The sequence below is a fragment of the Serratia marcescens genome (assembly GCF_001902635.1).
Lineage (GTDB): Bacteria > Pseudomonadota > Gammaproteobacteria > Enterobacterales > Enterobacteriaceae > Serratia > Serratia marcescens_F.
Map to the genome: position 1 here is coordinate 289,317 of NZ_MJAO01000001.1, position 23,030 is coordinate 312,346.

At 60.6% G+C, this 23,030-nt stretch carries 22 protein-coding genes; 12 read left to right on the forward strand and 10 right to left on the reverse strand.

Annotated features, from left to right (window positions below; all coding sequences use genetic code 11):
• Positions 1-5: 5 nt before the first annotated feature.
• Entirely contained in the window at positions 6-518 is a 513-nt protein-coding gene (gene eco / locus BHU62_RS01415) for a serine protease inhibitor ecotin (RefSeq protein WP_073528792.1), read from the reverse strand.
• A gap of 141 nt (positions 519-659) precedes the next feature.
• On the reverse strand, positions 660-1,505 hold the full coding sequence (locus BHU62_RS01420) for a 5'-methylthioadenosine/S-adenosylhomocysteine nucleosidase (RefSeq protein WP_073528793.1): 846 nt from the start codon (positions 1,503-1,505) through the stop codon (positions 660-662).
• 147 nt (positions 1,506-1,652) lie between these two features.
• Here BHU62_RS01420 and BHU62_RS01425 point away from each other — a divergent pair, with 147 nt between their 5' ends.
• On the forward strand, positions 1,653-2,387 hold the full coding sequence (locus BHU62_RS01425; RefSeq protein WP_073528794.1) for a phosphatase PAP2 family protein: 735 nt from the start codon (positions 1,653-1,655) through the stop codon (positions 2,385-2,387).
• Positions 2,388-2,392: 5 nt separating this feature from the next.
• Positions 2,393-2,998: an undecaprenyl-diphosphate phosphatase gene (gene ybjG / locus BHU62_RS01430; protein ID WP_073528795.1), complete on the forward strand. Its 606-nt coding sequence runs from the start codon at positions 2,393-2,395 to the stop codon at positions 2,996-2,998.
• A gap of 36 nt (positions 2,999-3,034) precedes the next feature.
• Here ybjG and BHU62_RS01435 read toward each other — a convergent pair whose 3' ends face one another.
• Complete coding sequence (locus tag BHU62_RS01435) at positions 3,035-3,880, reverse strand: hypothetical protein (RefSeq protein WP_073528796.1); 846 nt, start codon at positions 3,878-3,880, stop codon at positions 3,035-3,037.
• 216 nt (positions 3,881-4,096) lie between these two features.
• On the opposite strand from BHU62_RS01435, the gene deoC reads away from it, so the two are divergent.
• The 4 genes from deoC (at position 4,097) to BHU62_RS01455 (ending at position 9,437) form a co-directional block, all read left to right on the forward strand.
• On the forward strand, positions 4,097-4,777 hold the full coding sequence (deoC, locus tag BHU62_RS01440) for a deoxyribose-phosphate aldolase (RefSeq protein WP_073528797.1): 681 nt from the start codon (positions 4,097-4,099) through the stop codon (positions 4,775-4,777).
• A gap of 153 nt (positions 4,778-4,930) precedes the next feature.
• Positions 4,931-5,695, forward strand: a complete 765-nt coding sequence (deoR, locus tag BHU62_RS01445) for a DNA-binding transcriptional repressor DeoR (RefSeq protein ID WP_073528798.1) — start codon at positions 4,931-4,933, stop codon at positions 5,693-5,695.
• 983 nt (positions 5,696-6,678) lie between these two features.
• Positions 6,679-7,977, forward strand: a complete 1,299-nt coding sequence (locus tag BHU62_RS01450) for an HAAAP family serine/threonine permease (protein ID WP_073528799.1) — start codon at positions 6,679-6,681, stop codon at positions 7,975-7,977.
• A 92-nt stretch (positions 7,978-8,069) separates the two neighbouring features.
• Entirely contained in the window at positions 8,070-9,437 is a 1,368-nt protein-coding gene (locus tag BHU62_RS01455) for an L-serine ammonia-lyase (protein ID WP_073528800.1), read from the forward strand.
• A 217-nt stretch (positions 9,438-9,654) separates the two neighbouring features.
• Here BHU62_RS01455 and BHU62_RS01460 read toward each other — a convergent pair whose 3' ends face one another.
• Positions 9,655-10,860: a serine hydrolase gene (locus BHU62_RS01460; RefSeq protein WP_073528801.1), complete on the reverse strand. Its 1,206-nt coding sequence runs from the start codon at positions 10,858-10,860 to the stop codon at positions 9,655-9,657.
• Between the two features lie 465 nt (positions 10,861-11,325).
• On the opposite strand from BHU62_RS01460, the gene BHU62_RS01465 reads away from it, so the two are divergent.
• Together BHU62_RS01465 and BHU62_RS01470 are read left to right on the forward strand one after the other, a co-directional pair.
• Positions 11,326-12,693, forward strand: a complete 1,368-nt coding sequence (locus BHU62_RS01465) for a pyridoxal-phosphate dependent enzyme (protein ID WP_073528802.1) — start codon at positions 11,326-11,328, stop codon at positions 12,691-12,693.
• A 12-nt stretch (positions 12,694-12,705) separates the two neighbouring features.
• The gene (locus BHU62_RS01470; protein WP_073528803.1) at positions 12,706-13,851 is read left to right on the forward strand and encodes a trans-sulfuration enzyme family protein; all 1,146 of its coding nucleotides are present in this window, start codon (positions 12,706-12,708) and stop codon (positions 13,849-13,851) included.
• Positions 13,852-13,911: 60 nt separating this feature from the next.
• On the opposite strand, the gene BHU62_RS01475 is transcribed toward BHU62_RS01470, so the two are convergent.
• The gene (locus tag BHU62_RS01475) at positions 13,912-14,934 is read right to left on the reverse strand and encodes an isopenicillin N synthase family dioxygenase (protein WP_073528804.1); all 1,023 of its coding nucleotides are present in this window, start codon (positions 14,932-14,934) and stop codon (positions 13,912-13,914) included.
• Positions 14,879-15,115 carry a hypothetical protein gene (locus BHU62_RS25345; RefSeq protein WP_139282240.1) on the reverse strand — a complete coding sequence of 79 codons (237 nt, stop codon included), beginning with the start codon at positions 15,113-15,115 and terminating at the stop codon, positions 14,879-14,881. The genes BHU62_RS01475 and BHU62_RS25345 overlap by 56 nt, the downstream gene beginning before the upstream one ends.
• Positions 15,116-15,222: 107 nt before the next feature.
• Between BHU62_RS25345 and BHU62_RS01480 the strand changes: the two genes are divergently transcribed.
• Entirely contained in the window at positions 15,223-15,879 is a 657-nt protein-coding gene (locus tag BHU62_RS01480; protein WP_073528805.1) for an HAD family hydrolase, read from the forward strand.
• 89 nt (positions 15,880-15,968) lie between these two features.
• On the forward strand, positions 15,969-16,589 hold the full coding sequence (locus BHU62_RS01485) for a glutathione S-transferase family protein (RefSeq protein WP_073528806.1): 621 nt from the start codon (positions 15,969-15,971) through the stop codon (positions 16,587-16,589).
• Between the two features lie 13 nt (positions 16,590-16,602).
• Here BHU62_RS01485 and BHU62_RS01490 read toward each other — a convergent pair whose 3' ends face one another.
• A complete protein-coding gene (locus BHU62_RS01490) occupies positions 16,603-17,703 on the reverse strand; it encodes a PQQ-dependent sugar dehydrogenase (protein WP_073528807.1) in 1,101 nt (366 codons plus the stop codon).
• 131 nt (positions 17,704-17,834) lie between these two features.
• Between BHU62_RS01490 and BHU62_RS01495 the strand changes: the two genes are divergently transcribed.
• On the forward strand, positions 17,835-18,254 hold the full coding sequence (locus tag BHU62_RS01495; RefSeq protein WP_073528808.1) for a GNAT family N-acetyltransferase: 420 nt from the start codon (positions 17,835-17,837) through the stop codon (positions 18,252-18,254).
• 11 nt (positions 18,255-18,265) lie between these two features.
• Positions 18,266-19,249, forward strand: coding sequence for a magnesium/cobalt transporter CorA (gene corA / locus BHU62_RS01500; RefSeq protein WP_073528809.1), 984 nt, complete (start codon positions 18,266-18,268; stop codon positions 19,247-19,249).
• A 75-nt stretch (positions 19,250-19,324) separates the two neighbouring features.
• On the opposite strand, the gene BHU62_RS01505 is transcribed toward corA, so the two are convergent.
• Genes BHU62_RS01505 through BHU62_RS01515 form a run of 3 tightly spaced genes read right to left on the reverse strand, consistent with a single transcriptional unit; the run spans position 19,325 to position 22,981 of the window.
• On the reverse strand, positions 19,325-20,137 hold the full coding sequence (locus BHU62_RS01505) for a nitrilase-related carbon-nitrogen hydrolase (protein WP_073528810.1): 813 nt from the start codon (positions 20,135-20,137) through the stop codon (positions 19,325-19,327).
• Entirely contained in the window at positions 20,134-21,561 is a 1,428-nt protein-coding gene (locus BHU62_RS01510) for a purine-cytosine permease family protein (RefSeq protein WP_073528811.1), read from the reverse strand. The genes BHU62_RS01505 and BHU62_RS01510 overlap by 4 nt, the downstream gene beginning before the upstream one ends.
• A gap of 34 nt (positions 21,562-21,595) precedes the next feature.
• Positions 21,596-22,981, reverse strand: a complete 1,386-nt coding sequence (locus BHU62_RS01515; RefSeq protein WP_073528812.1) for a sodium:solute symporter — start codon at positions 22,979-22,981, stop codon at positions 21,596-21,598.
• Positions 22,982-23,030 lie beyond the last annotated feature (49 nt).

Consider the following 23,030-nt stretch of genomic DNA (forward strand, 5'->3'; position numbering starts at 1 on the left):
AGTGATTACTTCTGCTCAGCCTGGCTTACGGTGTCTTCGGCTTTCCAGATGCGGTACTTCACTTCCGCGTCTTTCGGCGCATACACCACGATCGGCAGGCGGCTGTTGTAGCGCTGCATCGCGGCGTCGCCCAGGTTGGCGGCGATGAATTTCTTGGTCTTGGTGTTGTCCGGGCAAGCCATCATGGTCGAGGCCGGTTCAGACAGCTTCTCCAGCACCAGGTAGTCGTAACCCCACCCGGACAGGGTTTTGCTCTCCAGCGTACCGCCGATCATATGGCGATTGCAGTCCACTTCCAGCGTTTTGCCGATCAGCAGCTCCACCTTGTAGTTCTCTTCGTGCTCTTGCTTCGGCAGGTAGATCACCTGGCGGTTCATGCCTTTCTCGGCTTTCGGGTAAGGCGCAACCTTTTCCAGCGGCTGTTTGCTGATATCCGCGTCGTCGCCAGAGGTAGCCGCCATGGCGCTGGCGGAAACGGCCATCAGCAGGCCGGAAAATACAACGGATGCCTTGTTCATGTTATATCCTTACGCTTTGTCAAATAATCCGCCTATAAACTAATACACTACTGCCAAGCTCGCCACAGGTTTAATCTTCTTTACAATAGGAAATAGTCAGTGACAATCACCTGATATTGTCGATTACTCAGGAGCAATGGCTCAGTGCGCCTGCATATTGGCGATATAGGCCTTCACCACCTGATAGACGTAATCCTGGCACGCCAGCCCGGTTTGCGGATCGTATTTGCCCTGATTAGTGATGTTGTTGGACAACACGCGAATGCCGACGAACGGCACCTTGAACTCGGCGGCGATCTGCGCGGCGGAGGCGGTTTCCATCTCTTCGACCGAAGTCCGGTAGCTGTCGTGGAAATGGCGAATGCGGTCCAGTTCGCTGTTCCACACGTCGGCCGAGCCGATCACCCCTTCCACGACCTTGCCCTGTCGGTAATCGTTCTTAACGCTTTGCGCAATCGCCAGCAGCTTGGGGTCGGCGGGAAACTGGCGCAGGCTGTGCGCCTTGTTGTCCTCGCCGGCGCTGCCCTTGGAAGCCAACAGATCCATCGGCTGCCACTGCCGCGAGTCGCTACCTTCCCCCAACGCCTTGGCCGGCGTTTTGAACGCCCCAAGATTGACCGAATATTTTCCGAGCACGATGTCATACACCTTGAGCGCCGGATCGTGGCCGCCGGCGGTGCCTTGGTTGATGATCGCCACCGGGTGGAACTGCGTGGCGGCGATCGCCGTGGCCGCCGCCGCGTTGGACATGCCCTTCAACGTCTCCGACACTACCACCGGATAGCCGTCTACGGTGCCGTGCCAAAAGCGCCAACCGCCGATCTGCTCCTCGCGCGGGTTCTCCAGCCGCTGGGCGAAGCGCTCCGCTTCCACCGGCATCGCGCCCTGTACCACGATCGGCCCGGCGGCCACAGGCTGACCAAAGCTCAGCGGAGAAAATGCCGCGCCGGCGGCGGCCAACAGTAAAACAAGCGCCTTATTCTTCATCACCACACCATCATCCCGATAAAAAGCAAACGATTACCTTAGCCGAAGGCGCTAGCGGCGGATAGGTTTTTCTTACCGGCGGACTAAGGTTTTCTTAAGACAGAATTATTACAGTGGCATCATTCAATCCTGTCACCGAGCCTGCGCGTGAATCCAGAATCGTCATTAAATCAATCCTCAACGGCACCGCAAATTAAGACAACCTCCCTTTACTCCCTGCCGACATCCTTTTACCGTTGGCAGGCTTTTGGTCTGCTGATCAGCGGGTTGCTGTTCTTATGGCTCTCCCGCAACGAACAGTTGGACTGGGCGATCAGCAACTATTGGTACGATGCCGCCAGCGGGCATTTCCCGTGGCAAAACAATGTCTGGCTGGACCTGATCAACCACCGCCTGCTGAAGCAAGTGGTGATCGTTGGCGCGGTGCTGGCGCTGTTTTGGGGCATCTATCGCCGCAGCGCGCGCCTGATCGTCACCATGCTGTTGATCGGCATCGGCCCGTTGGTGGTGGGTATTCTCAAGGCCACCAGCGCGCACTCCTGCCCGTGGGATCTGATCGAGTACGGCGGCAAGGCGATGTCCTTCCCGCTGTTCGGCGCGGTACCGGCATTGCCGGGCCCCGGCCGCTGTTTCCCCGGCGGTCACGCCTCAAGCGGTTTCGCGGTTATGGCGTTGTTCTTCCTGTTTTATCCGCAGCGCCCGCGCCTGGCCTGGTGGTGCTGGTGCGGCGGCATTGCGCTCGGCATGTTGATGGGCTTTGGTCAGATCATGCGCGGCGCACATTTTCTTACCCATAACCTGTGGGCAGGTTGGTGGGTTTGGTTGAGCCAGTTGGCTATTTATTGGACGGTTAGCGGCTATTGGCGCCGCAAGACGAGGTAACGGTTATGGAACAGTTGAACCATTTTCTTTTCGCCTGGATCAATGCGACCCCGGCGTCCCCCGAGTGGATGATCGATGTCGCCACCTTTTTGGCGCGCGATCTGATCATCATCGTGCCGCTGTTGATCGTCGGCCTGTGGCTGTGGGGGCCACAAAGCCAGCTGGTTTCACAGCGCCAGGTGGTGGCGAAAACCACTATCGCACTGCTGTTCGCCATGCTCGCCGCCGCCGCCATCGGCGCGCTGCTGCCGCATGAGCGCCCGTTCGTCGCCGGCGTCGGCTATACCTTCCTGCCACACGCGCCGGACAGCTCGTTCCCCAGCGATCACGGCACCGCTATCTTCACCTTCGCGCTGGCGTTCCTGTTCTGGCACCGGGTCTGGTCCGGCGTGCTGCTGATGATCGTCGCCGTCGGCATCGCCTGGTCACGCGTCTACCTCGGCGTGCACTGGCCGCTGGATATGGTCGGCGGCTTCCTGCTCGGCATGGTCGGCTGCCTGTTCGCCCAGCTGGTGTGGAATCTGTTTGGCGATGTCATCGCCGACAAGCTGTCGCGCCTGTATCGTTTCCTGTTCGCCTTCGCCATTCGCCGCGGCTGGGTAAAAGAGTAACCGAGCAATATGACAGGGGCGTTACCGCCCCTGTTTTCACACCACGCCGGTGGTCACGCAAAATTCCCGCGTTTTTCCCGCCCCCAGCATGACTCCCGCTTCGTCCTCTTGCGCATTCGGGCGACAGTTCGCCGGTTGAACGAAGGACAACGAGCGCCGGCTGCCCTGCACGGCGATGCGCCGATGGCCATAGTTGAATTGCCCGGTAGCGAACCGGGTTACGTATCGCCGCCCCTGAGAGGCCAACATAAAGAACTCGGCCTGATCCACATAACGCGACAGATCGTCTGAACACAGCAGTTCCTGCCCGAGCGTGTCGCCCAGCAGAGCCGGCGTCGGCAGGTTCTGGCGGAACACCGCCTCAGGAATGCGACCGTAGTTGAGGCCGCACACGTAGCGCAGCGGCTGCGGCTCCTCGGCAAGATTGGTGATCTTCATCTCAATGATGAATTGTGCGCTCTGCGCCGCCAAACGCAGCGCCGGGCTGATACGCCAACGTCCGCCGCGCCGGCCCAGCCGCTCACCTTCGCCGCACAGCGCCAGTTCGTCACCCGCCAACTGCAGCCATACGCGCCGCATCTGCAACGGCGCGCCATCCTGATTCGGCCAGGCGGGATAGAACGCGGTGTCGTCATCGTGCTTTTTTCGGGAACGCCGCGCGCTGCGACGCCCCGATTTCAGGGAGTGGCCATCGAACTCGGCATCCCAGATCGCCAGGCCGCGATGCGGCAATACCGCCAGTGCGCCGCGGCGGTTCGCCAGCGTCAGCATCGGCCCCCGCTCTGTACAACAATGCGCGCTCACCGCGAAGTCCGCATTGCGGAAGAGTTCCTGTCGATGCACCCCGAAAGTTTCAGGAGCCAGATCGATGTTGATCTTCATCTTTTTCCCCTCAACGTTTCGCCCGCCTACGCCGCGAGCACACCCCAAAATGTTATTTAAATAACAAAACCCACCTTTAAGTTATACGGACAACCGCCTGATAACCATGATCACACCGACATTTTTTAAACATCGCTAGGTTTATTGGCAGCTGAATGTTATTATTTTCACATTCATCACATGCCCGTTTTATTTAAACCTCACTAAGGAATCGCGATGACTACCGAAAACATCGATTACGCCAGCTATGTCGACCACACCCTGCTGGCGATGGACGCCACCGAACTGCAGATCGCCAAACTGTGTGAAGAAGCGCAGCAGCACAACTTCTATGCGGTGTGCGTCAACTCGGGTTACGTACCGTTGGCGGCCCAGCTGCTGCAGGAAAGCGCCGTGAAAGTCTGCTCGGTGATCGGCTTCCCGCTGGGTGCCGGCCTGACCGTCGCCAAAGCGTTTGAAGCCAAAGCGGCGATCGCCGCCGGCGCGCAAGAGATCGATATGGTGATCAACGTCGGCTGGCTGAAAAGCGGCCTGCTGGACGAAGTGAAAGCCGACATCGCCGCCGTGCGCGAGGTTTGCGCGGCGATCCCGTTGAAGGTAATATTGGAAACCTGCCTGCTCAGCGATGCGCAGATCGTTCAGGTTTGTGAAATGTGTCGCGAACTCGATGTGGCCTTCGTTAAAACCTCCACCGGCTTCAGCACCGGCGGCGCTCGGGAAGAGCACGTCAAACTGATGCGCGAGACCGTGGGCAGCGAAATGGGCGTGAAGGCCTCCGGCGCCGTGCGCGATCGCGCTACCGCCGAGAAGATGATCAAAGCAGGCGCCACGCGTATCGGCACCAGCTCCGGCGTCGCCATTGTTTCCGGCGCGCAGGCGGCAGCAGGCAGCTACTGATAGTCGGCGCGCTCTGAAGAGCGCAGCCAACACAATCCGATGCGGGACAATACGGGCGGCCGATGCGGCCCGATATTGCCCCGCATTGTTGTGTTCAACGCCGGAACTGGCGGCACGCCCTTTTACCTCTAACACCTGTGGGAAGACGGACCTATGGAAACGCGGCGCGAAGAACGTATCAACCGGTTAGTTCAGGCGTTAAAACGCGCTGACAAGATCCACCTGAAAGAAGCCGCCATGCTGCTGGGGGTCTCGGAGATGACCATTCGCCGCGATCTGAGCGCCGAGCCGGCGGCGGTGGTGCTGCTCGGCGGCTACGTGGTGACCGATCCGCGCAGCAACGGCGTGACCAACTACTTCGTGTCCGATCAAAAAGCCAAACAGGTGACGGAGAAACGTCGCATCGGCATGCTGGCGGCACCGTTGATCAATGAAAACGACACGGTATTTTTCGACTGCGGCACCACCACGCCGGCGATCATCGACGCCATTGCCGACGAACTGGCCTTCACCGCCGTGTGCCATTCGCTCAACACCTTCCTGGCGCTGCAGGACAAGCCACACTGTAAGGTGATCCTGTGCGGCGGTGAATTCAAGCCGAACAACTACATCTTTTCCGGCGTTGGCGGCCGCAACGAACTCGATCACATCTGCCCGAACATCGCCTTTATCTCTGCAGCCGGCCTCAGCCTGCAGCACGGCGCCACCTGCTTCAACTTCGACGAGCTGGAGATGAAACATCGCGCCCTCGCGATGGCGCAACAAAAGATCCTGGTCGCGGATCACAGCAAGTTCGGTAAAACCAAGCCGGCCTGCATCGGCCCGCTGACGCAGTTTGATCGCGTCATTACCGATCGCCAGCCGGACACCGACTTCATGGCGTTCTTCAACGACAACGCCATCGCCATCCGCTTTTAATACGCCTTCAACGCCGCCGGTTTCGGCGGCGTGCCGCTGAAATTCCCTCTTTCCCCTGCGCAATATTGAACAAATGATGCGCAATCGATTCGCGTTTTTCGCTTATCCACACGCAACATCAGGTTAATGAAATGCAACAGCTCACCTGCGTGATTATTTTCTCGCAGGCTAAACCGACGATCGGCTGGGTGAATTAACGACTATTTATGGCTTTTATATGATAAATGGCGCAAGAAGCCTGGTTGATTAAATAAACGGCGGTTTAAGCAATTGCGGTAAATATCGACAATAACTGTTAGTTATCTGTTATTTATATGATGAATGGTTACGCATTTTTATCTGCTAAACACTTAATTAATTTCCCTTCGTTATTAGCGGTGTTTTTCATAGAAAATTCATTAAAAACAAATACATAGACACTATTTGACTTAAAAATACAATGTGATCCACGTCACTAAAACTGCTTAATCCGGGTTTTTCGCTAGATCCAAAACCACGCATAAAATATATTGCTCGGCTTGTTGCTGAGCACCGCGCTTTATTCGGCCAATTATTATACAAACCGCATAATCGCAGAAATTTTTATGAGAGCGTTCTCAGCACAAAATCTTACACAAATGTGCAACAAATGCGCGAAAAATCGATAAAAAAGCGGATAACTGCACATATTGCGCATTTGAGAGCAGGATCACGGTTGTTTCTACTGTAAATCGTTATCTTGCCGCCAACAAAAATCGACAGGCAAAGACCTGTCGGCAGCAGTAACGACTTTTATCATCGTGTGACGATGAAAGGTCTTTAGTGAATTACCCGGCGCTGTGCCTGCGGTAATGAACACAATAAACAACCAGGGGGACGCCAAAACATCCCCGCAAGCAACACCTGATTCTTACCGCAAGCGTTGCCTGATCGCGGCGTTTGACGGTTTAACCTTAAGTTTTGCCTTTTAATTTTAAATTAACGTGTTCACTTCGGAGATATTTATGGACACTACACAGACCGGCACAATTGCCTCTGCGGCCTCGGGCTCCAGCAGTACCTGGCGTAAAACGGATACCATGTGGATGTTGGGCCTGTACGGCACCGCCATCGGCGCAGGCGTCCTGTTCTTGCCCATCAACGCCGGCATCGGCGGTTTGATTCCTTTGATCATCATGGCCATCATCGCTTTCCCGATGACCTTCTTCGCCCACCGCGGCCTGTGCCGCTTCGTCCTGTCCGGCAAAAATCCCGGTGAAGACATCACCGCCGTGGTAGAAGAACACTTCGGCATCACCGCCGGTAAACTGATTACCCTGTTGTACTTCTTCGCCATCTACCCGATTCTGCTGGTTTACAGCGTGGCGATCACCAACACCGTCGACAGCTTCATCACCCACCAGCTGGGCATGACGGCTCCACCGCGCGCCATCCTGTCGCTGATCCTGATCGTCGGCCTGATGACCATCGTGCGCTTCGGTGAGCAAGCCATCGTCAAAACCATGAGCATCCTGGTGTTCCCGTTCGTTGCGGTGCTGATGCTGCTGGCGGTGTATCTGATCCCTAACTGGACCGGCGCCATCTTCGAAAACGTCTCGCTGTCCGGCAGCGGCGCCGGTATGGGCCACGGTCTGATCATGACCCTGTGGCTGGCGATCCCGGTGATGGTGTTCTCCTTCAACCACTCGCCTATCATCTCCGCCTTCGCCGTGGCCAAACGCGAAGAATACGGCGCTGACGCCGAGAAGAAATGCTCGCGCATTCTGGCTTATGCACACATCATGATGGTGCTGACCGTGATGTTCTTCGTGTTCAGCTGCGTGCTGAGCCTGACGCCGGAAAACCTGGCGGAAGCGAAAGCGCAGAACATCTCGATTCTGTCTTACCTGGCTAACCACTTTAACAACCCGATGATCGCGTACATCGCGCCGGTTATCGCCTTCGTCGCCATCACCAAATCGTTCCTGGGCCACTACCTGGGTGCCCGTGAAGGCTTCAACGGCCTGGTCGCCAAGTCAATGAAGAGCCGCGGCAAAACCGTCAGCACCGCTAAGCTGAACCGCATCACCGCTATCTTCATGCTGGTCACCACCTGGATCGTCGCTACGCTGAACCCAAGCATCCTGGGCATGATCGAAACCCTGGGCGGCCCGGTCATCGCGATGCTGCTGTTCCTGATGCCGATGTATGCCATCCGTAAAGTGCCTGCCATGCGCAAGTACAGCGGCCACATCAGCAACGTGTTCGTGGTTGTGATGGGTCTGATTGCCATCTCTGCTATCGTGTTCAGCCTGCTCGGCTAATCACGCCCGGCCGGCGCCGCTGCGCGCCGGCCTTCCCGCACTCCCCCATTTCCCGTATTAACCGCCTGAAACCTGAAGAAGGAGGCGAGACCATGGTCAGCGTTTTCGATATTTTCAAAATTGGCATTGGCCCATCCAGCTCCCACACCGTCGGCCCGATGAAAGCCGGCAAACAGTTCGTCGACGATCTGATCGCCCACCAGCAGTTGCAGGACGCCACGCGCGTGGTGGTGGACGTATACGGTTCGCTGTCGTTGACCGGTAAAGGCCACCACACCGATATCGCCATCATCATGGGCCTGGCCGGCAACCTGCCGCACGACGTGGACATCGACAGCATTCCGGGCTTTATCCGCGACGTTGAGCAACGCGGCCGACTGCCGCTGGCCAACGGCCACCACGAGGTGGATTTCCCGCAGCACGGCGGCATGAATTTCCACGGCGACAACCTGCCGCTGCACGAAAACGGCATGCGCATCCGCGCCTTCGCCGGTGAACGCCTGCTGCACAGCAAAACCTATTACTCAATCGGCGGCGGATTTATCGTCGACGAAGAACACTTCGGCCAATCCGCCGAGGGCGCAACGCCGGTGCCCTACCCGTTCAAATCGGCACAGGATCTGCAGCAGCATTGCAAGGACACCGGGCTGTCGTTGTCCGGCCTGGTGATGCAGAACGAGCTGGCGCTGCGCAGCAAGGCGGACATCGACGCGCACTTCGCCGATGTCTGGCAAGTGATGAGCGCCGGTATCGAGCGCGGCATCAACACCGAAGGTCTGCTGCCCGGCCCGATGAAAGTGCCGCGCCGCGCCGCCGCGCTGCGCCGCATTCTGGTGACCGGAGACAAGAACAACACCGACCCGATGAACGTAGTCGATTGGATCAACATGTTCGCACTGGCGGTGAATGAAGAAAACGCCGCCGGCGGCCGCGTAGTGACCGCACCGACCAACGGCGCTTGCGGCATCATTCCGGCGGTGTTGGCCTACTACGACAAGTTCATCCGTCCGGTGAACGCCAACTCGTATACCCGCTACTTCCTGGCATCCGGCGTGATTGGCGCACTGTACAAGATGAACGCTTCGATCTCCGGCGCCGAAGTGGGTTGCCAGGGGGAAGTGGGCGTGGCCTGTTCGATGGCGGCAGCCGGGTTGACCGAGCTGCTGGGCGGCAGCCCGGCGCAGGTGTGCATCGCGGCGGAGATCGCCATGGAGCACCATCTGGGGCTGACCTGCGATCCGCTCGCCGGCCAGGTTCAGGTGCCTTGCATCGAGCGCAACGCCATTTCCGCCGTCAAGGCGGTCAACGCCGCGCGCATGGCGATGCGCCGCACCAGCGAACCGCGGGTTTGTCTGGATAAGGTGATAGAAACCATGTACGAAACCGGCAAGGACATGAACGCCAAATACCGCGAGACCTCACAGGGCGGGCTGGCTATCAAGGTCGTGGCCTGCAACTGATAAACCAAGGGCGCCGAATGGCGCCCTTGAATTGCTGACCGAGGAGAAAAAAACGTGGTTTTTCCTCCTCGGTGGTCATCAGCCGAAAATCAATAAATTGATTTTCCTTATTTTTTAAACATTGCCTTCGGTAAGGCCAGCAACAGCATCAGGTTTATCATTCACTACAAGGGCGCCGAATGGCGCCCTTGTCATTTCACGAGGCTGAATGCCGCATTCAACCGAAGATGCCGCCGAACCACTGGCTCAGCTTCATCATCACCATATCCCAGATGCGGCTGAAGAAGTTGCCCTCTTTCACCTCTTGCATCACCACCAGCGGGTGCTGTTCGATGGTTTTGCCGTCCAGTTGGAAATCGATGGTGCCGACCACCTGATTTTTAGCCAGCGGCGCCTCCAGTGTCGGTTGGTTCAGCTTGTAGCTGGCCTTCAGGTTTTTCATCTGCCCTTTCGGAATGGTGACAGAAGCGTCTTTCGCCACGCCGAGCGGCACTTCGCTGACGTCGCCGAACCACACTTTCTGGGTGACGAACGGTTTATCGGCCTTGATCGGCGTCGCGGTTTCATAGAAGCGGAAGCCCCAGGTCAACAGCTTTTCGCTTTCGCTAAAGCGCACGCGATCGCTCGGTGCGCCCAGCACCACCGAGATCAGGCGCATCGGGCCGTCGCTGGCGGACGCCACCAGGTTGTGGCCGGCGCCGCTGGTGTAACCGGTTTTGATGCCGTCGACGTTCAGGTTGCTGCTCCACAGCAGACGGTTGCGGTTAATCTGGCGGATCTTGTTGAAGGTGAATTCTTTCTCTTTATGCAGCGCGTATTCGTCCGGCACGTCGCGGATCAGCGCCTGGCTCAGCAGCGCCATGTCGCGCGCGGTGCTGTACTGCCCTTCTGCGTCCAGGCCGTGCACCGTCAGGAAGTGGGTGTTCTGCAGGCCCAGGGATTTGGCGTAGTTGTTCATCAGGCCGACGAACGAATCCTGGCTGCCTGCCACATAGTCCGCCAGTGCGATGCTGGCGTCGTTGCCCGACTGGATCACGATGCCCTTATTCAGTTCCAGCACCGGCACCTGATCGCCCGGCTTGATGAACATCAGCGAAGAACCGCGCAGCGCCGGGTTACCGGGCGCCCAGGCGTCTTTGCCGACGGTGACCATGTCTTCAGGCTTGATCTTGCCGGCCTTGATCGCCTGGCCAATGACATAGCTGGACATGATCTTGGTCAGGCTGGCGGGATCGAGACGGGTGTCGGAGTTGCCTTCGGTCAGCACCTTGCCGCTGTTGTAATCCATCAGAATGAAGGCCTTGGCGTCGATCTGCGGCGGCGCCGGCGGCTCAGCCGCGTGCACGGCCGGTGCGGCCAGCAACAGGATGCCTACGCTGAAGGTCAGTTTTTTCAGGGAAGTGGATAAGTTTTTTTTCATCATGACGTCGCCAGAGTGTCCATTCAAACCATTGAAATAGCGTTAACTTTCAAACATGTTCACGTTTTAAGCCAACCAGCGAGAGTGGCCCGGTGCGCGCGTGCCGGCCGCAACCCCCTGCGGCCCCGTAGCGGGTAACGCAACGCACCGAAAATGCCCTTGCTGTGAGTTTATGTGATTTATCTTATTTTTGCAGGGTTTAGCGTGAATTTTCAGCATTTTTACATAACTGTACGCAGGCCCCCGCTTATCGCGCAAAAAAGCGCCGCAATGCGCGCTTTTTTACCCACCCACGGCTATACGGCCAAGCATCTGCACCGCTAAACATCTGCGCATCCATACGTCCAAAATGGATTAATATATTCCATAATGGCATATAGAACCGTTATTTGTTCTTTTTAAAGCGCTTATCCTCAGCGCTATCATCCACATAACGACTTTTATACCGAATAATCCTGGAGATGAGTCATGGCGATCCCCCATTCCGTCATCGAGATGATTGGCAACACCCCGATGCTGGAACTGACCCAGTTCGATACCGGCCCGTGCCGGCTGTTCGTTAAACTGGAGAACCAAAACCCCGGCGGTTCGATCAAAGACCGCGTGGCGCTGTCGATGATCGAGCAGGCCGAGCGCGACGGCACGCTGCAGCCGGGCGGCACCATCATCGAAGCCACCGCCGGCAATACCGGCCTGGGATTGGCGCTGGTAGCGGCGCTGAAAGGCTATAAGCTGCTGCTGGTGGTGCCGGATAAGATGAGCCGCGAGAAGATCTTCCACCTGCGCGCGCTGGGCGTGGAAGTGCTGCTGACCCGTTCGGACGTCGGCAAGGGGCATCCGGATTACTATCAGGATTACGCCAAACGCCTGGCCGGGGAGATCCCCGGCGCTTTTTATATCGACCAGTTCAATAACCCGGCCAACCCGGCGGCCCATACCACCACCACCGCCCCCGAACTGTGGCAGCAGATGGAGCATGACGTGGACGCTATCGTGGTCGGCGTCGGCTCCGGCGGCACGCTGGGTGGGCTGAGCCGTTATTTCGCCGACGTTTCGCCGCAGACGGAATTCGTGCTGGCCGATCCTGCCGGTTCAATACTGGCGGACTATCTCGACAACGGCCACATCGGCGAAGCGGGCAGCTGGCTGGTAGAAGGCATCGGCGAAGACTTCGTCCCGCCGCTCAGCGACTTTGATCAGGTTCGCCACGCTTACCGCATCAGCGACGCAGAAGCCTTCACCACCGCGCGCGATCTGCTGCGCAAGGAAGGCGTGCTGGCGGGATCGTCCACCGGCACCCTGCTGGCCGCCGCATTGCGTTACTGCCGCGCACAGACCGAACCCAAGCGGGTGGTGACCTTCGTCTGCGACAGCGGCAACAAATACCTGTCTAAAATGTATAACGACCACTGGATGCTGGAGCAGGGTCTGCTGAGCAAGCCACAGCACGGCGATCTGCGCGATCTGATCGCCTACCGCCACGACGAAGGCGCCGCCGTCTCCGCCGCGCCGGACGACACGCTGGCGATCGTGCACGCCCGCATGCGGCTGTACGACATCTCGCAGCTGCCGGTGTTGGAAGGCGATCGGGTGGTCGGTTTGATCGACGAGTGGGATCTGCTGAACGCCGTGCAGGCCGACGCCACCCACTTCAGCCTGCCGGCCAGCAGCGCCATGACCACGCGGGTCAACACGCTGCAAAAAGAAGCCGGCTACGAAGAATTACAGGCCACCTTCAACCATGGCCACGTCGCGGTAGTGCTCGACGGCGAGCGTTTCCTCGGCCTGATTACCCGCACAGACGTGCTTAACGCCTGGCGCCAAAAATTACGTTAATAAGGACCCATTATGGCCAAGTTTGATACGTTGACCGTTCACGCCGGTTACACCCCGGACGCCACCGGCGCAGTGATGCCGGCGATTTACGCCACCTCCACCTATGCCCAGCCGGCGCCGGGCGAGCATACCGGCTACGAATACTCCCGCAGCGCCAACCCGACGCGCACCGCGCTGGAAAGCGCCATCGCCGAACTGGAGGGCGGCAGCCGCGGCTACGCCTTCGCCTCCGGTCTGGCGGCCTGCTCCACGGTGCTGGAGCTGCTCGATAAGGACAGCCACCTGGTGGCGGTGGACGACCTGTACGGCGGCACCTATCGCCTGCTGGAAAAGGTGCGCAGCCGTACCGCCGGCCTGCGCGTCACCTACGTGTCGCCGGCGGATCTCGCCGGGCTGGAACAGGCGATCGAGCCGGACACCAAAATGATCTGGGTGGAAACCCCGACCAACCCGTTGCTGAAGCTGGCGGATCTGGGCGCCATCGCCGCGATCGCCAAAAAGCATCAGCTTATCAGCGTGGCGGACAATACCTTCGCTTCGCCGTATCTGCAGCGTCCGCTGGATCTGGGCTTTGACGTGGTAGTGCACTCCGCCACCAAATACCTCAACGGCCACTCCGACGTGGTAGCCGGCGTCGCGGCGGTGGGGGATAACCCGGCGCTGGCGGAACAGCTCGGTTTCCTGCAAAACGCGGTCGGCGGCATTCTCGATCCGTTCAGCAGCTTCCTGACGCTGCGCGGCATCCGCACCCTGGCCCTGCGCATGCAGCGCCACAGCGACAGCGCGCTGCGCATCGCCCAGTGGCTGGAGAGCCAACCGCAGGTAGAAAACGTCTACTATCCCGGCCTGCCGAGCCATCCGCAGCACGCGCTGGCGGCGCGCCAGATGACGCGCTTCGGCGGCATGATCTCGGTGCGGCTGAAAGGCGACGACGCCTATGCGCGCCGGGTCATCAAGCGCTCACGCCTGTTCACCCTGGCGGAAAGCCTGGGCGGCGTAGAAAGCCTGATCAGCCAACCGTTCAGCATGACGCACGCCTCCATTCCGCTGGAACAGCGCCTGGCAACCGGCATCACGCCGCAGTTGGTGCGCCTGTCGGTGGGGATTGAAGATGTGGAAGATCTGATCGCCGATCTGCAACAGGCGCTGGCGGAATAATCGGCCGCATAAATGCACTATCGGCCCGGCCATTGCGCCGGGCTTTTTTACGCCCGCCAGTCAAACGCCGATGACGTCCTGATAAAAACGGTGCGCCACATCGGGATGGGAACGGATGCGGCCTTTCAGGTAGTTGTCACCCACGTCGCGCAGCAGCGGGTTGAGCGGATCGCTGGCCAGGCCGCGCGCCTGCGCCGCCAGCGGCGGCGGCAGTCGATACAGCGGCACCACCGCGTCCAATCGCGCGCCGAGGAAGAAAGCGATCGACAGTCTGTCGCGCCCCGCCGGCGGCGTTTCTACCCGGTGCACCGTAGCGCGCAGATAGCCGTCGGTCGCCAGCTCCAGCAGCTCGCCGATGTTCACCACGAAGGTGTCTTCGCGCGGCTGGGCGTCGATCCACCGCCCTTCGCTCACCTCCACCTGCAACCCTTTTTGCGCGTCCTGCAGCAGGAAGCTGAGAAAGCCGGAGTCCTTGTGCGCACCGACGCCCTGCTCACTGGCGGTGGCGTCCCGCCCCGGGTAGCGGATCAGTTTGATGTGCTCGTTGGGTTTGTCGCCGTACAAGCGATCAAAAGCCTGCTCCGGCAGCGACAGCGTCAGCGCGAAAGCGCGCAGCAGCCGCAGCGACATGGCGGTCATCGCCTGCTGCCACTGCAGCAGCAGCGGCTTCAGCGTCGGCAGCGCCGCCGGCCACTGGTTTGGCCCCTGCAGGCGCGCCCAGCGCGGGGTGTCGTCAGACAGCGTCAGCGCCGGGCGTTCGGCGCCGATATCGAACTGCTCGCGCCAGTCCGCTTGGCCGCGCGTGAGTTCCGCCGCCGCCCGGTTGTAACCGCGAAAATGCGGCGAGTGCACCATCTGCACCGCCAGCTTGTCGGCCTCCGGCAGCGCGAAAAATTGCCGCGCGCACTGCTGCAGCCGCGCATTCAACGCGCCGTCCACACCGTGCCCACGCAGATAGAAAAAGCCGACATCGCGGGCCGCCGCGCGCAAATCGTCGAGAAAGGCGCGCCGCTGGCGCGCATCGCCGTCAAGCTGCGAAAGATCCAGCAGCGGCAGCGTCTTCAACGTCGTCAGGTGCGTCATCATGCGGTTCCTCTTCTTCTCCAATCACGATCGGGCTGCCGTACAGGCGAATAATCAACATTGTCACTCCCCAGCGAGTGGCTGCGTGTGCCCCATAGTTATCACCGCGCCCGCCGGGGCGGCCAATATTGTTGCGTTCTAAGTTATGCAAACGTTCAACAAACTGTCGCAAAACCGTCATCAATGTTTCTTATGCTCTGCGCAATTTCGCCGACGCCGCTGGCTGGCGACGTGCGCTATCCGCTATCCTGTAAACGACCTCATACCCTGCCTGCCGGAGAAATACTGATGGATTTAGCCTTATTCGACCTGGATGAAACCCTGATTGACGATGACAGCGCCAGCCTGTGGATCCGCTGGCTGGTCGGCCAGGGATTCGCGCCGGCGGAGCTGGAACTGCAGGAGCAGCAGCTGATGCAGCTCTATTATCAGGGCAAGCTGTCGATGGAAGACTACATGCAGGCCACGCTGGCACCGCTGACCGGCCTGAGCGTGCAAACCGTGGCCGGCTGGGTGCAGCGCTACATTCGCCGCGACATCTTGCCGCGCGTCTATCCTGCCGCCCGTGAACGCCTGCAGTGGCACCGCGAACGCGGTGACTGCATCCTGGTGATCTCCGCCACCGGCGAGCACCTGGTGGCGCCGATCGCCGAACAGCTCGGTGCCGACGATGCGCTGGCGATCGGCGTGGAGATCAGCGACGGCCGCTTCACCGGCAACACTTACGGCACCATGACCTACCAACAGGGTAAGGTGATCCGCCTGCAACACTGGCTGGCGCAGCACCCGCACCTGAAATTCGAACACAGCCACGGTTACAGCGACTCCCTCAACGACAAGGCGATGCTGCAGTTCGTCGACAGCGCCACGGTGATTAATCCCGACAGCGAACTGAGCACGCTGGCGGCGGAGCACGGCTGGGAAGTGTGCCGCTGGGAGCGCTGAGCGGCAGGCAAAAAGTGCCCTGCGGTGTGACAAAAAGCGCGTTGTGGCGTAGGTATAGAGGGTCCTTAATCCACTAACGGAGTTACGCAATGCTGACCATTTGGGGCCGTGAGAATTCGAACAACGTCAGGAAGGTGCTGTGGTGCGCCGCCGAACTGGGGCTGAGCTACACCCACATCAACGCCGGCGGCGCGTTCGGCAAGGTAAACGAAGAGAGCTACCGCGCGCTGAATCCGAACGGCCTGGTGCCGCTGCTGCAGGACGATGACTTCGTGCTGTGGGAGTCCAACACTATCGTGCGCTACCTGGCGGCGAAATTCGGCGACGCGACGTTCTATCCGCCAGATCTGCAGGCGCGCGCCGCCGCCGAGAAATGGATGGACTGGACCACCTCAACCATCGTCCCGGCCTTCACCATCGTCTTTTGGGGCCTGGTGCGCACCGCGCCGGAGTTGCGCGATATGGCGAAAATCGAAGCGGCGATCGCCACGCTGGAAAAACACTTTGACGTCATCGAACAGACGCTGGCGCACCAACCTTACCTCTCCGGTGAGGCGTGCGGTTTCGGTGATATCCCGCTCGGCAGTTTCGCCTACGCTTGGTTCGAAATGCCGATCGCCCGCCGCTCGCGGCCGAACATGGAGCGCTGGTATCAGCAGCTGCGCGCTCGCCCGGCCTATCAGCGCGGCGTAATGAGCGCCCTCACCTGACCCGTACGGGGCGTTACGACGCCCCGACTTTCAGCAGCTTGCCGTCCCGCTCGTCCGTCAGCAGATACAGGTAGCCATCCGGGCCGCTGCGCACCTCGCGAATGCGCTCGCCGCGATCGCCCAGCAGCCGCTCTTCCGCCACCACCTTGTCACCTTCCAATGTCAGGCGAATCAGCTCCTTTTGCGCCAGCGCGCCGATGAACAGCGAGTGCCGCCAGGCGGGGAAGCGCTGCCCGTCATAGAACGCCATGCCGCTGAGGCCGGGCGAGACCCGCCAATAGTGCAGCGGCTGTTCGGTGCCGGGCACCCGTTCCCCTTTGGCCTCCGGGATCGGCTGGCCGGAATAGTTGATGCCATAGGTGGCCAGCGGCCAACCGTAGTTTTTACCCGGCAGCGGGATGTTGAGCTCATCGCCGCCGCGCGGGCCGTGCTCGTGTTCCCAGATCGCGCCGCTCCACGGGTTCAGCGCCAACCCTTGCGGATTGCGGTGGCCGTAGGACCAGACTTCCGGCCGTTTACCGGCCTGGCCAACCCAGGGGTTGTCCGGCGGCACTGCGCCTTCGGCGTTCAGCCGCACCAGCTTGCCCTGCAGCTTGTCGGTCTCCTGCGCCGTCGGCCGCTGGTTGTTTTCGCCCAGCGCGATAAACAGATAACCCTGCCGATCGAACGCCAGCTTGCCGCCGAAGTGATTGCCGACCGACAGCTTGGGCAGTTGGCGGAAGATCACCTTAAAGTTTTCCAGCCGCCCGCCGTCGTCACTCAGACGGCCGTAGCCGACCGCGGTACCGGCTTTGCCGCCCTCGCCCGGCTCGGCGAAGCTCAGGTACACCCGGCGGCTGGTGGCGAAGTCGGGCGCCGGCAGCACCTCCAGCAGGCCACCCTGCCCCTCGGCGTAAACCGGCGGCACGCCGGCGATCGGCGGCGACAGGCCTTTGTCCTGCTGCCATAGCCGCAGCCGGCCGGGCCGTTCGGTGATAAGCAAGCCTTGTTCCGCCGGCAAAAAGGCCAGCGACCACGGGTGTTCCAGGCCGTCCTGCAGTTGGCTGACCGTCGGCGCGGCCTGCAACAGGCCGCTGCACAGCAACAAACCGGCCAGTAGCGTCAATCGGGGCATGGCGTCCTCCTGAGGATGAAATGACCCGTTTAGTGTAGCCCACGCATTCGGAACGGTCGTTTACATTACATTTCAACAGGTTGCCTTTTGGCCGCAGTATGCTTAAGTTAACGCATAACCCAGGAGGAAAAATGGACATTACCGTTACCGACGCGATTGACGAACCCACCCTCGATGCGATCAGGCAAGGCCTGCGCGCTTATAACCTGCCGCATATCGACGCCCGTCACCGCCGGCCGCTCAGCGTCTATGCGCGCGACGAGGCCGGCACGGTGATCGGCGGGCTGACCGCCGAAACCTGGGGCAACTGGCTGAGCGTCGAGTGGCTGTGGGTGGCGGATTCCCAACGCGGCAGCGGCCTCGGCGGCCGGCTGATGCGCGCCGCCGAACACGAGGCGCAGGCGCGCGGCTGCCGCTACGCTCGCCTGGATACCTTCAGCTTCCAGGCGCGGCCGTTCTACGAAAAGCTCGGCTATCAGCTGCAAATGACGCTGAAAGATTATCCGGTGGAGCATGAGTGCTATTTTCTCACCAAAACTCTGACTGATTAATGGATGGACGGATGGACAGCAAAAGCATGGTGGTGAACTGTGTGGCGTACAAGGCCGGTCAACGGCTGGGCGAAGTGACCATCGACGACATCAGCGAGGTGGTCAAACAGCCGGACACCTTCGTCTGGCTGGGGCTCCGGCAGCCGGAGCCGGCGTTTATGCGCAAGGTGCAGGAGGAGTTCGGCCTGCACGATCTGGCGATAGAAGACGCGCTGTGTGCGCACCAGCGGCCGAAGCTGGAGACCTACGGCGACTCGCTGTTCATCGTGGTGAAAACCGCGCAGTGGGGCGAGCACGACGAAATCGAATACGGCGAGACCCATTTCTTCGTCGGCAAAAATTTCCTGGTGACGGTGCGCCACGGCGCTTCGCCCAGCTATGCGCCGATCCGCGCCAAGGCGGAAGAGAACCACAAGCAGATGTGCCGCGGGCCGGGATTTGCCCTCTATTCGGTATTGGACTTCGTGGTGGACAACTACCGTAGCGTGGTGGCGCGATTCGAGAGCACCATCGAGAACCTCGAGGCCAACATGTTCCAATCGGAGTTCGATCAGGCGGCGATTGAAAACGTCTATACCCTGCGCCGCCACCTGCTGGCGCTGCGCAACGCGGCGCTGCCGATGGATGAAATCTGCAATCAGCTGATCCGCCTGCACGAAGAGGTGATCCCGAAAGAGCTGCGCGCCTATGTGCGCGACGTGCAGGATCACGCGCATCAGGTGGTCAGCAACATCGACGACATGCGCGAAATGCTGACCAACGCCATGCACGTCAACCTGGCGCTGGTGACGGTCAAGCAGAACGAAGTGGTGAAACGGCTGGCGGGCTGGGGGGCGATTTTAGCCATCCCGACGGTGGTCTTCAGCCTGTACGGCATGAACTTCGCCGACATGCCGGAACTGAAGTTCCCGTGGGCCTACCACGCCACGCTGGGGGTAACCGCCGTCGGCTGCATTCTCCTGTATCAGAAGCTGAAGAAATCGGGCTGGCTGTAAGCGCCGAAACGCCGGCTGTTCCCGCCGTCAAAAAACCTCTGCGGGGCAGCCGGGTCCATCGACCGCCCCGCCGCTTCAATACAGCATCGGCCGCCGATCGCGATGCACGTGATTGTGGCGGCCGATGTGCTTGTCATCGGCCGCGCCGATATCCATCGATGCCAGCACCATGCCTTCGCCAGCCAAACTCTGCGTCAACGGATAACCGTCGGCGTCGACAATCACCGATCCGCCGATCCACGCAACGCCGCGCTCCGTTTCGCAACGATCGCACACCGCGATGAACAGCCGATTGACGGCGGCGTTGGCCTGCGCCTTCACCATCTCCGCCGGCCGTTCGCCCTGCGGGCGCGGCGCCAGCGGCCAGTTGACCGGCGCGCACAGCAACTGAGCGCCGGCCAGCGCCGGTAGCCGTACCCACTCCGGGAATTCGAGATCGTAACAGATCATCACCGCCAACCGGCCGAAGCGGGTTTCGACGACCGGCGGCGGCCGATCGCCGGCGGTAAAAATGGTGCTCTCTTCGTGCCACAGGTGCACTTTGCGATAAATCGCCCTCATCCCCTGTGCATCGATCAATGCCGCGCTGTTGGCCACCTCACCATCGGGCAGCCGCTCGCAGAAACCGGCGACGATCGCCACATCCCACTCGCGCGCCAGGGCTCCCCACAGGCTGAGGCTCGGCCCGTCTTCGGCCTCAGCCAACGCCCGCGCCTCCGCCTTATCGCGCAACACGTAGCCGCTGTTCACCAGCTCCGGCAACACGATGACGTTGGCACCGCACTGCGCCGCCCGGCGGATCGCCTGGGCGGACAGCGCCCGATTATGCTCTGCTTCCCCGACCCGCAGCGCTAACTGGCAGCATGCGACGCTGACTTTTTCCTTCACTCCTGTTCTCCTTCCAATAAACGATCGCAGCGCAACGCCACCTGCCGTTCGGCCTCAAGATCGAGCTTCCGGCACATCACGACATAAACGCTCCCGGCCACCATCAGGCCGATCAGAAAAGCGATATCCGCGCCTCCCAGTAAAACAGCAAAGGGGCCGTTGTAAAAGCCCAACGTCATGAACGGCACCATCGCCAGCAGGCCGATCGCGTAGGCCGTCAGGCCAGGGCGCCCCCAGCGGCCGTAGATCCCCGCCGGGTTGAAGATTTCACCGATCGCGTAATGCCCGCCGCGCACCACGTAAAAGTCCATCAGATTCACCGCCGTCCAGGGCACCAGGAAATACAGCATCAGCAGCACGAAGGTATTGAAGCTGGCGAGATAGCTTGCCGGGATAGCCAGCGCAACCGCGAACACCGTCAGGGCGACGACGCCAATGCCGATCATGCGTAATCTCAACGTCGGCGTCACTTTGCGAAACGCGTCAATCGCGCTGAGGCTGGTCAGCATTGCGCCATAACAGTTGACCGCCATGATGCCGACCAGCGAGGGCACGGCGATCAGCACAGCCAGCGTGCCAAACCTCGGATAGACGGCATTACCCACCGCCTGTACGCTGCCGATCGCATCGGGGGCCGGTAGCGCTGAAGCCAGAAACGCGCCCAGCGACATCAGCCAAAGCGCCGATCCGGCCGCCCCCAGATAAGTCCAAACGATCACTTTGGCAGACGGCGTTTCATGCGGCAAATAGCGCGAGTAATCGGAAACATACACCGCGTAACTGATCTGGTAGCCGGCAGCCGCCGACAGCTGAATCAAAAAGGCCGCCCACGAGAAATGCCCGACGCCGACGACGGCGTCCATGCGCAGCGATAGAACGGCGCCGATCGTCAACACGCCGAACACCGCCATCATCACATAGGTCAGCCAGCGCTGCACCGCATGCAGCATATCGTGGCCGACGATCGCCAACAGCACGGCCACCGCGATCAGCAGCGCATACCAGGGAAGACGGTGGCCCGGCAACACCGTGTTGATCGCATCGGTCGCGAGAATGACGTTGAACACGTTGAAGCCGATGTAAACAAATACCACGGCGGCAAAGGGAACGATGGCGCCACGCAGGCCGAATTGGGCCCGCGACTGGATCATTTGCGGCAGCCCCATGCGCGGCCCCTGGTTGGCATGACACGCCATGAAGAACGTGCCGAACCCCACACCGACGGCAATCGCCAACATCGAATAAAGCGCACCCAGCCCCAGCGCCGGGCCGGTGAAACCCACCACCATCGTCGTCAAAACGAAATTACCGGTGAACCAAAACGGCGCCTGATGCCAAACCTTGCCATGCCGCTCGTGGCGGGGCACATAGTCTATCGAGCGCACTTCAATTTTTGGGCGTGACGCCACATTTCGATTGTTCATGTTCCACCTCGTCGCGGTCATTAGCCTCGTCGTTTCAACGCTCGGTTTGGGGCTGCAGCTGCGGCGCCGGGCGGCTCAACAGGCTACCCAACACGAAGGCAATGCCGCCGCCCAGCAGGCCGCCGTAGATCGGGCTGTTGGCGTCGATGCCGTGCCAGGCCATCAACCCCACCACGCACAGGCTGCCGGTCAGCATGCTGGCAATGGCGCCGGCGCTGGTGGCACGCGGCCAGAAGATCGCGCCCACCAGCGGGATCAACATGCCCCCCACCAGCAGGTTATAGGCCAGCGTCAGCGCCGCCAGCACGTCGCGTACCACAAATGCCAGCCCCAGCATGGCCACGCCCATGAGAAGCGTGGTGACGCGCCCGGCGGCCAATCCGCCGGACGGTTTGCGCCGGATGGCCGGCAATACGTCCTCCAGCGCGATGGTGGAAGAGGCCAGCAGGCAGGCGCTGGCGGTGGACATCAGCGCCGCCAACGCCGCGGCGGCCACCAACCCGCTGACGCCGACCGGCAACACCGCCTGCGCGATGGCGGCAAAGGCGCCGTCGGTGTTGCTGAGCGACGGCAGCACGATCTTGCCGGCCATGCCGATCAGCGCGCCGGTTACGCCGTACAGCACGCAATAGACACCCGCCCCCAACCCGGCGAAGCGCGCCACGTTGGCGCTGCGGGCGGTGAACACCCGCTGCCAGATGTCCTGGCCGATCAGAATGCCGAAGAAGTAGATCAGGAAGAACACCAGGATGGTATCCAGCCCGATCGACGACAACTGGTAGTATCCGGCAGGCAACAAGCGGGTGAATGCTTCCCAGCCGCCGGCCTTGACGATGCTCATCGGCATCAGCACCAGCATCATGCCGACGGTCATGATGATGAACTGAATGATGTCGGTCAGCGTCAGCGACCACATGCCCCCCAGCGTCGAATACAGCACCACCAGCCCGCCGCCGAGCAGGATAGACGCGCTGAACGACAGGCCGAACATCACCTGCATCACGCTGCCGATGGCGATGATCGAGGTCACCGCCACCATCAGGTCATACGCCAGCATGATCGCGCCGCTGGTCACCCGCGCGGCCGGGTGATAGCGCCGCGACAGCACCTGGCTGACGGTATACAGCTTCAGCTTGAGCAGCGGCTTGGCCAGCACCAGGCTCAGCACCACGATGCCCAGCCCGAGCGCGCCGCACAGCCAGACGCCGGAAATGCCGTAGGTGTAGCCGAGCTTGACGCTGCCGATGGTCGACGCGCCGCCGAGCACCACCGCCGACAGCGTGCCCAGATACAGCCCCGGCCCCAGATTGCGCCCGGCGACCAGGTACGCCTCTTTGGAATTGGCGCGGCGAATGCCCATCCACCCCACCGCGCCTATCACCAGAAAGTAAATCACCACGACCAGCAGATCGAGATTCATGGGTACCTCCACTCCGTTGTTATTGTTATCAGGGGGCCCGACGCAACCG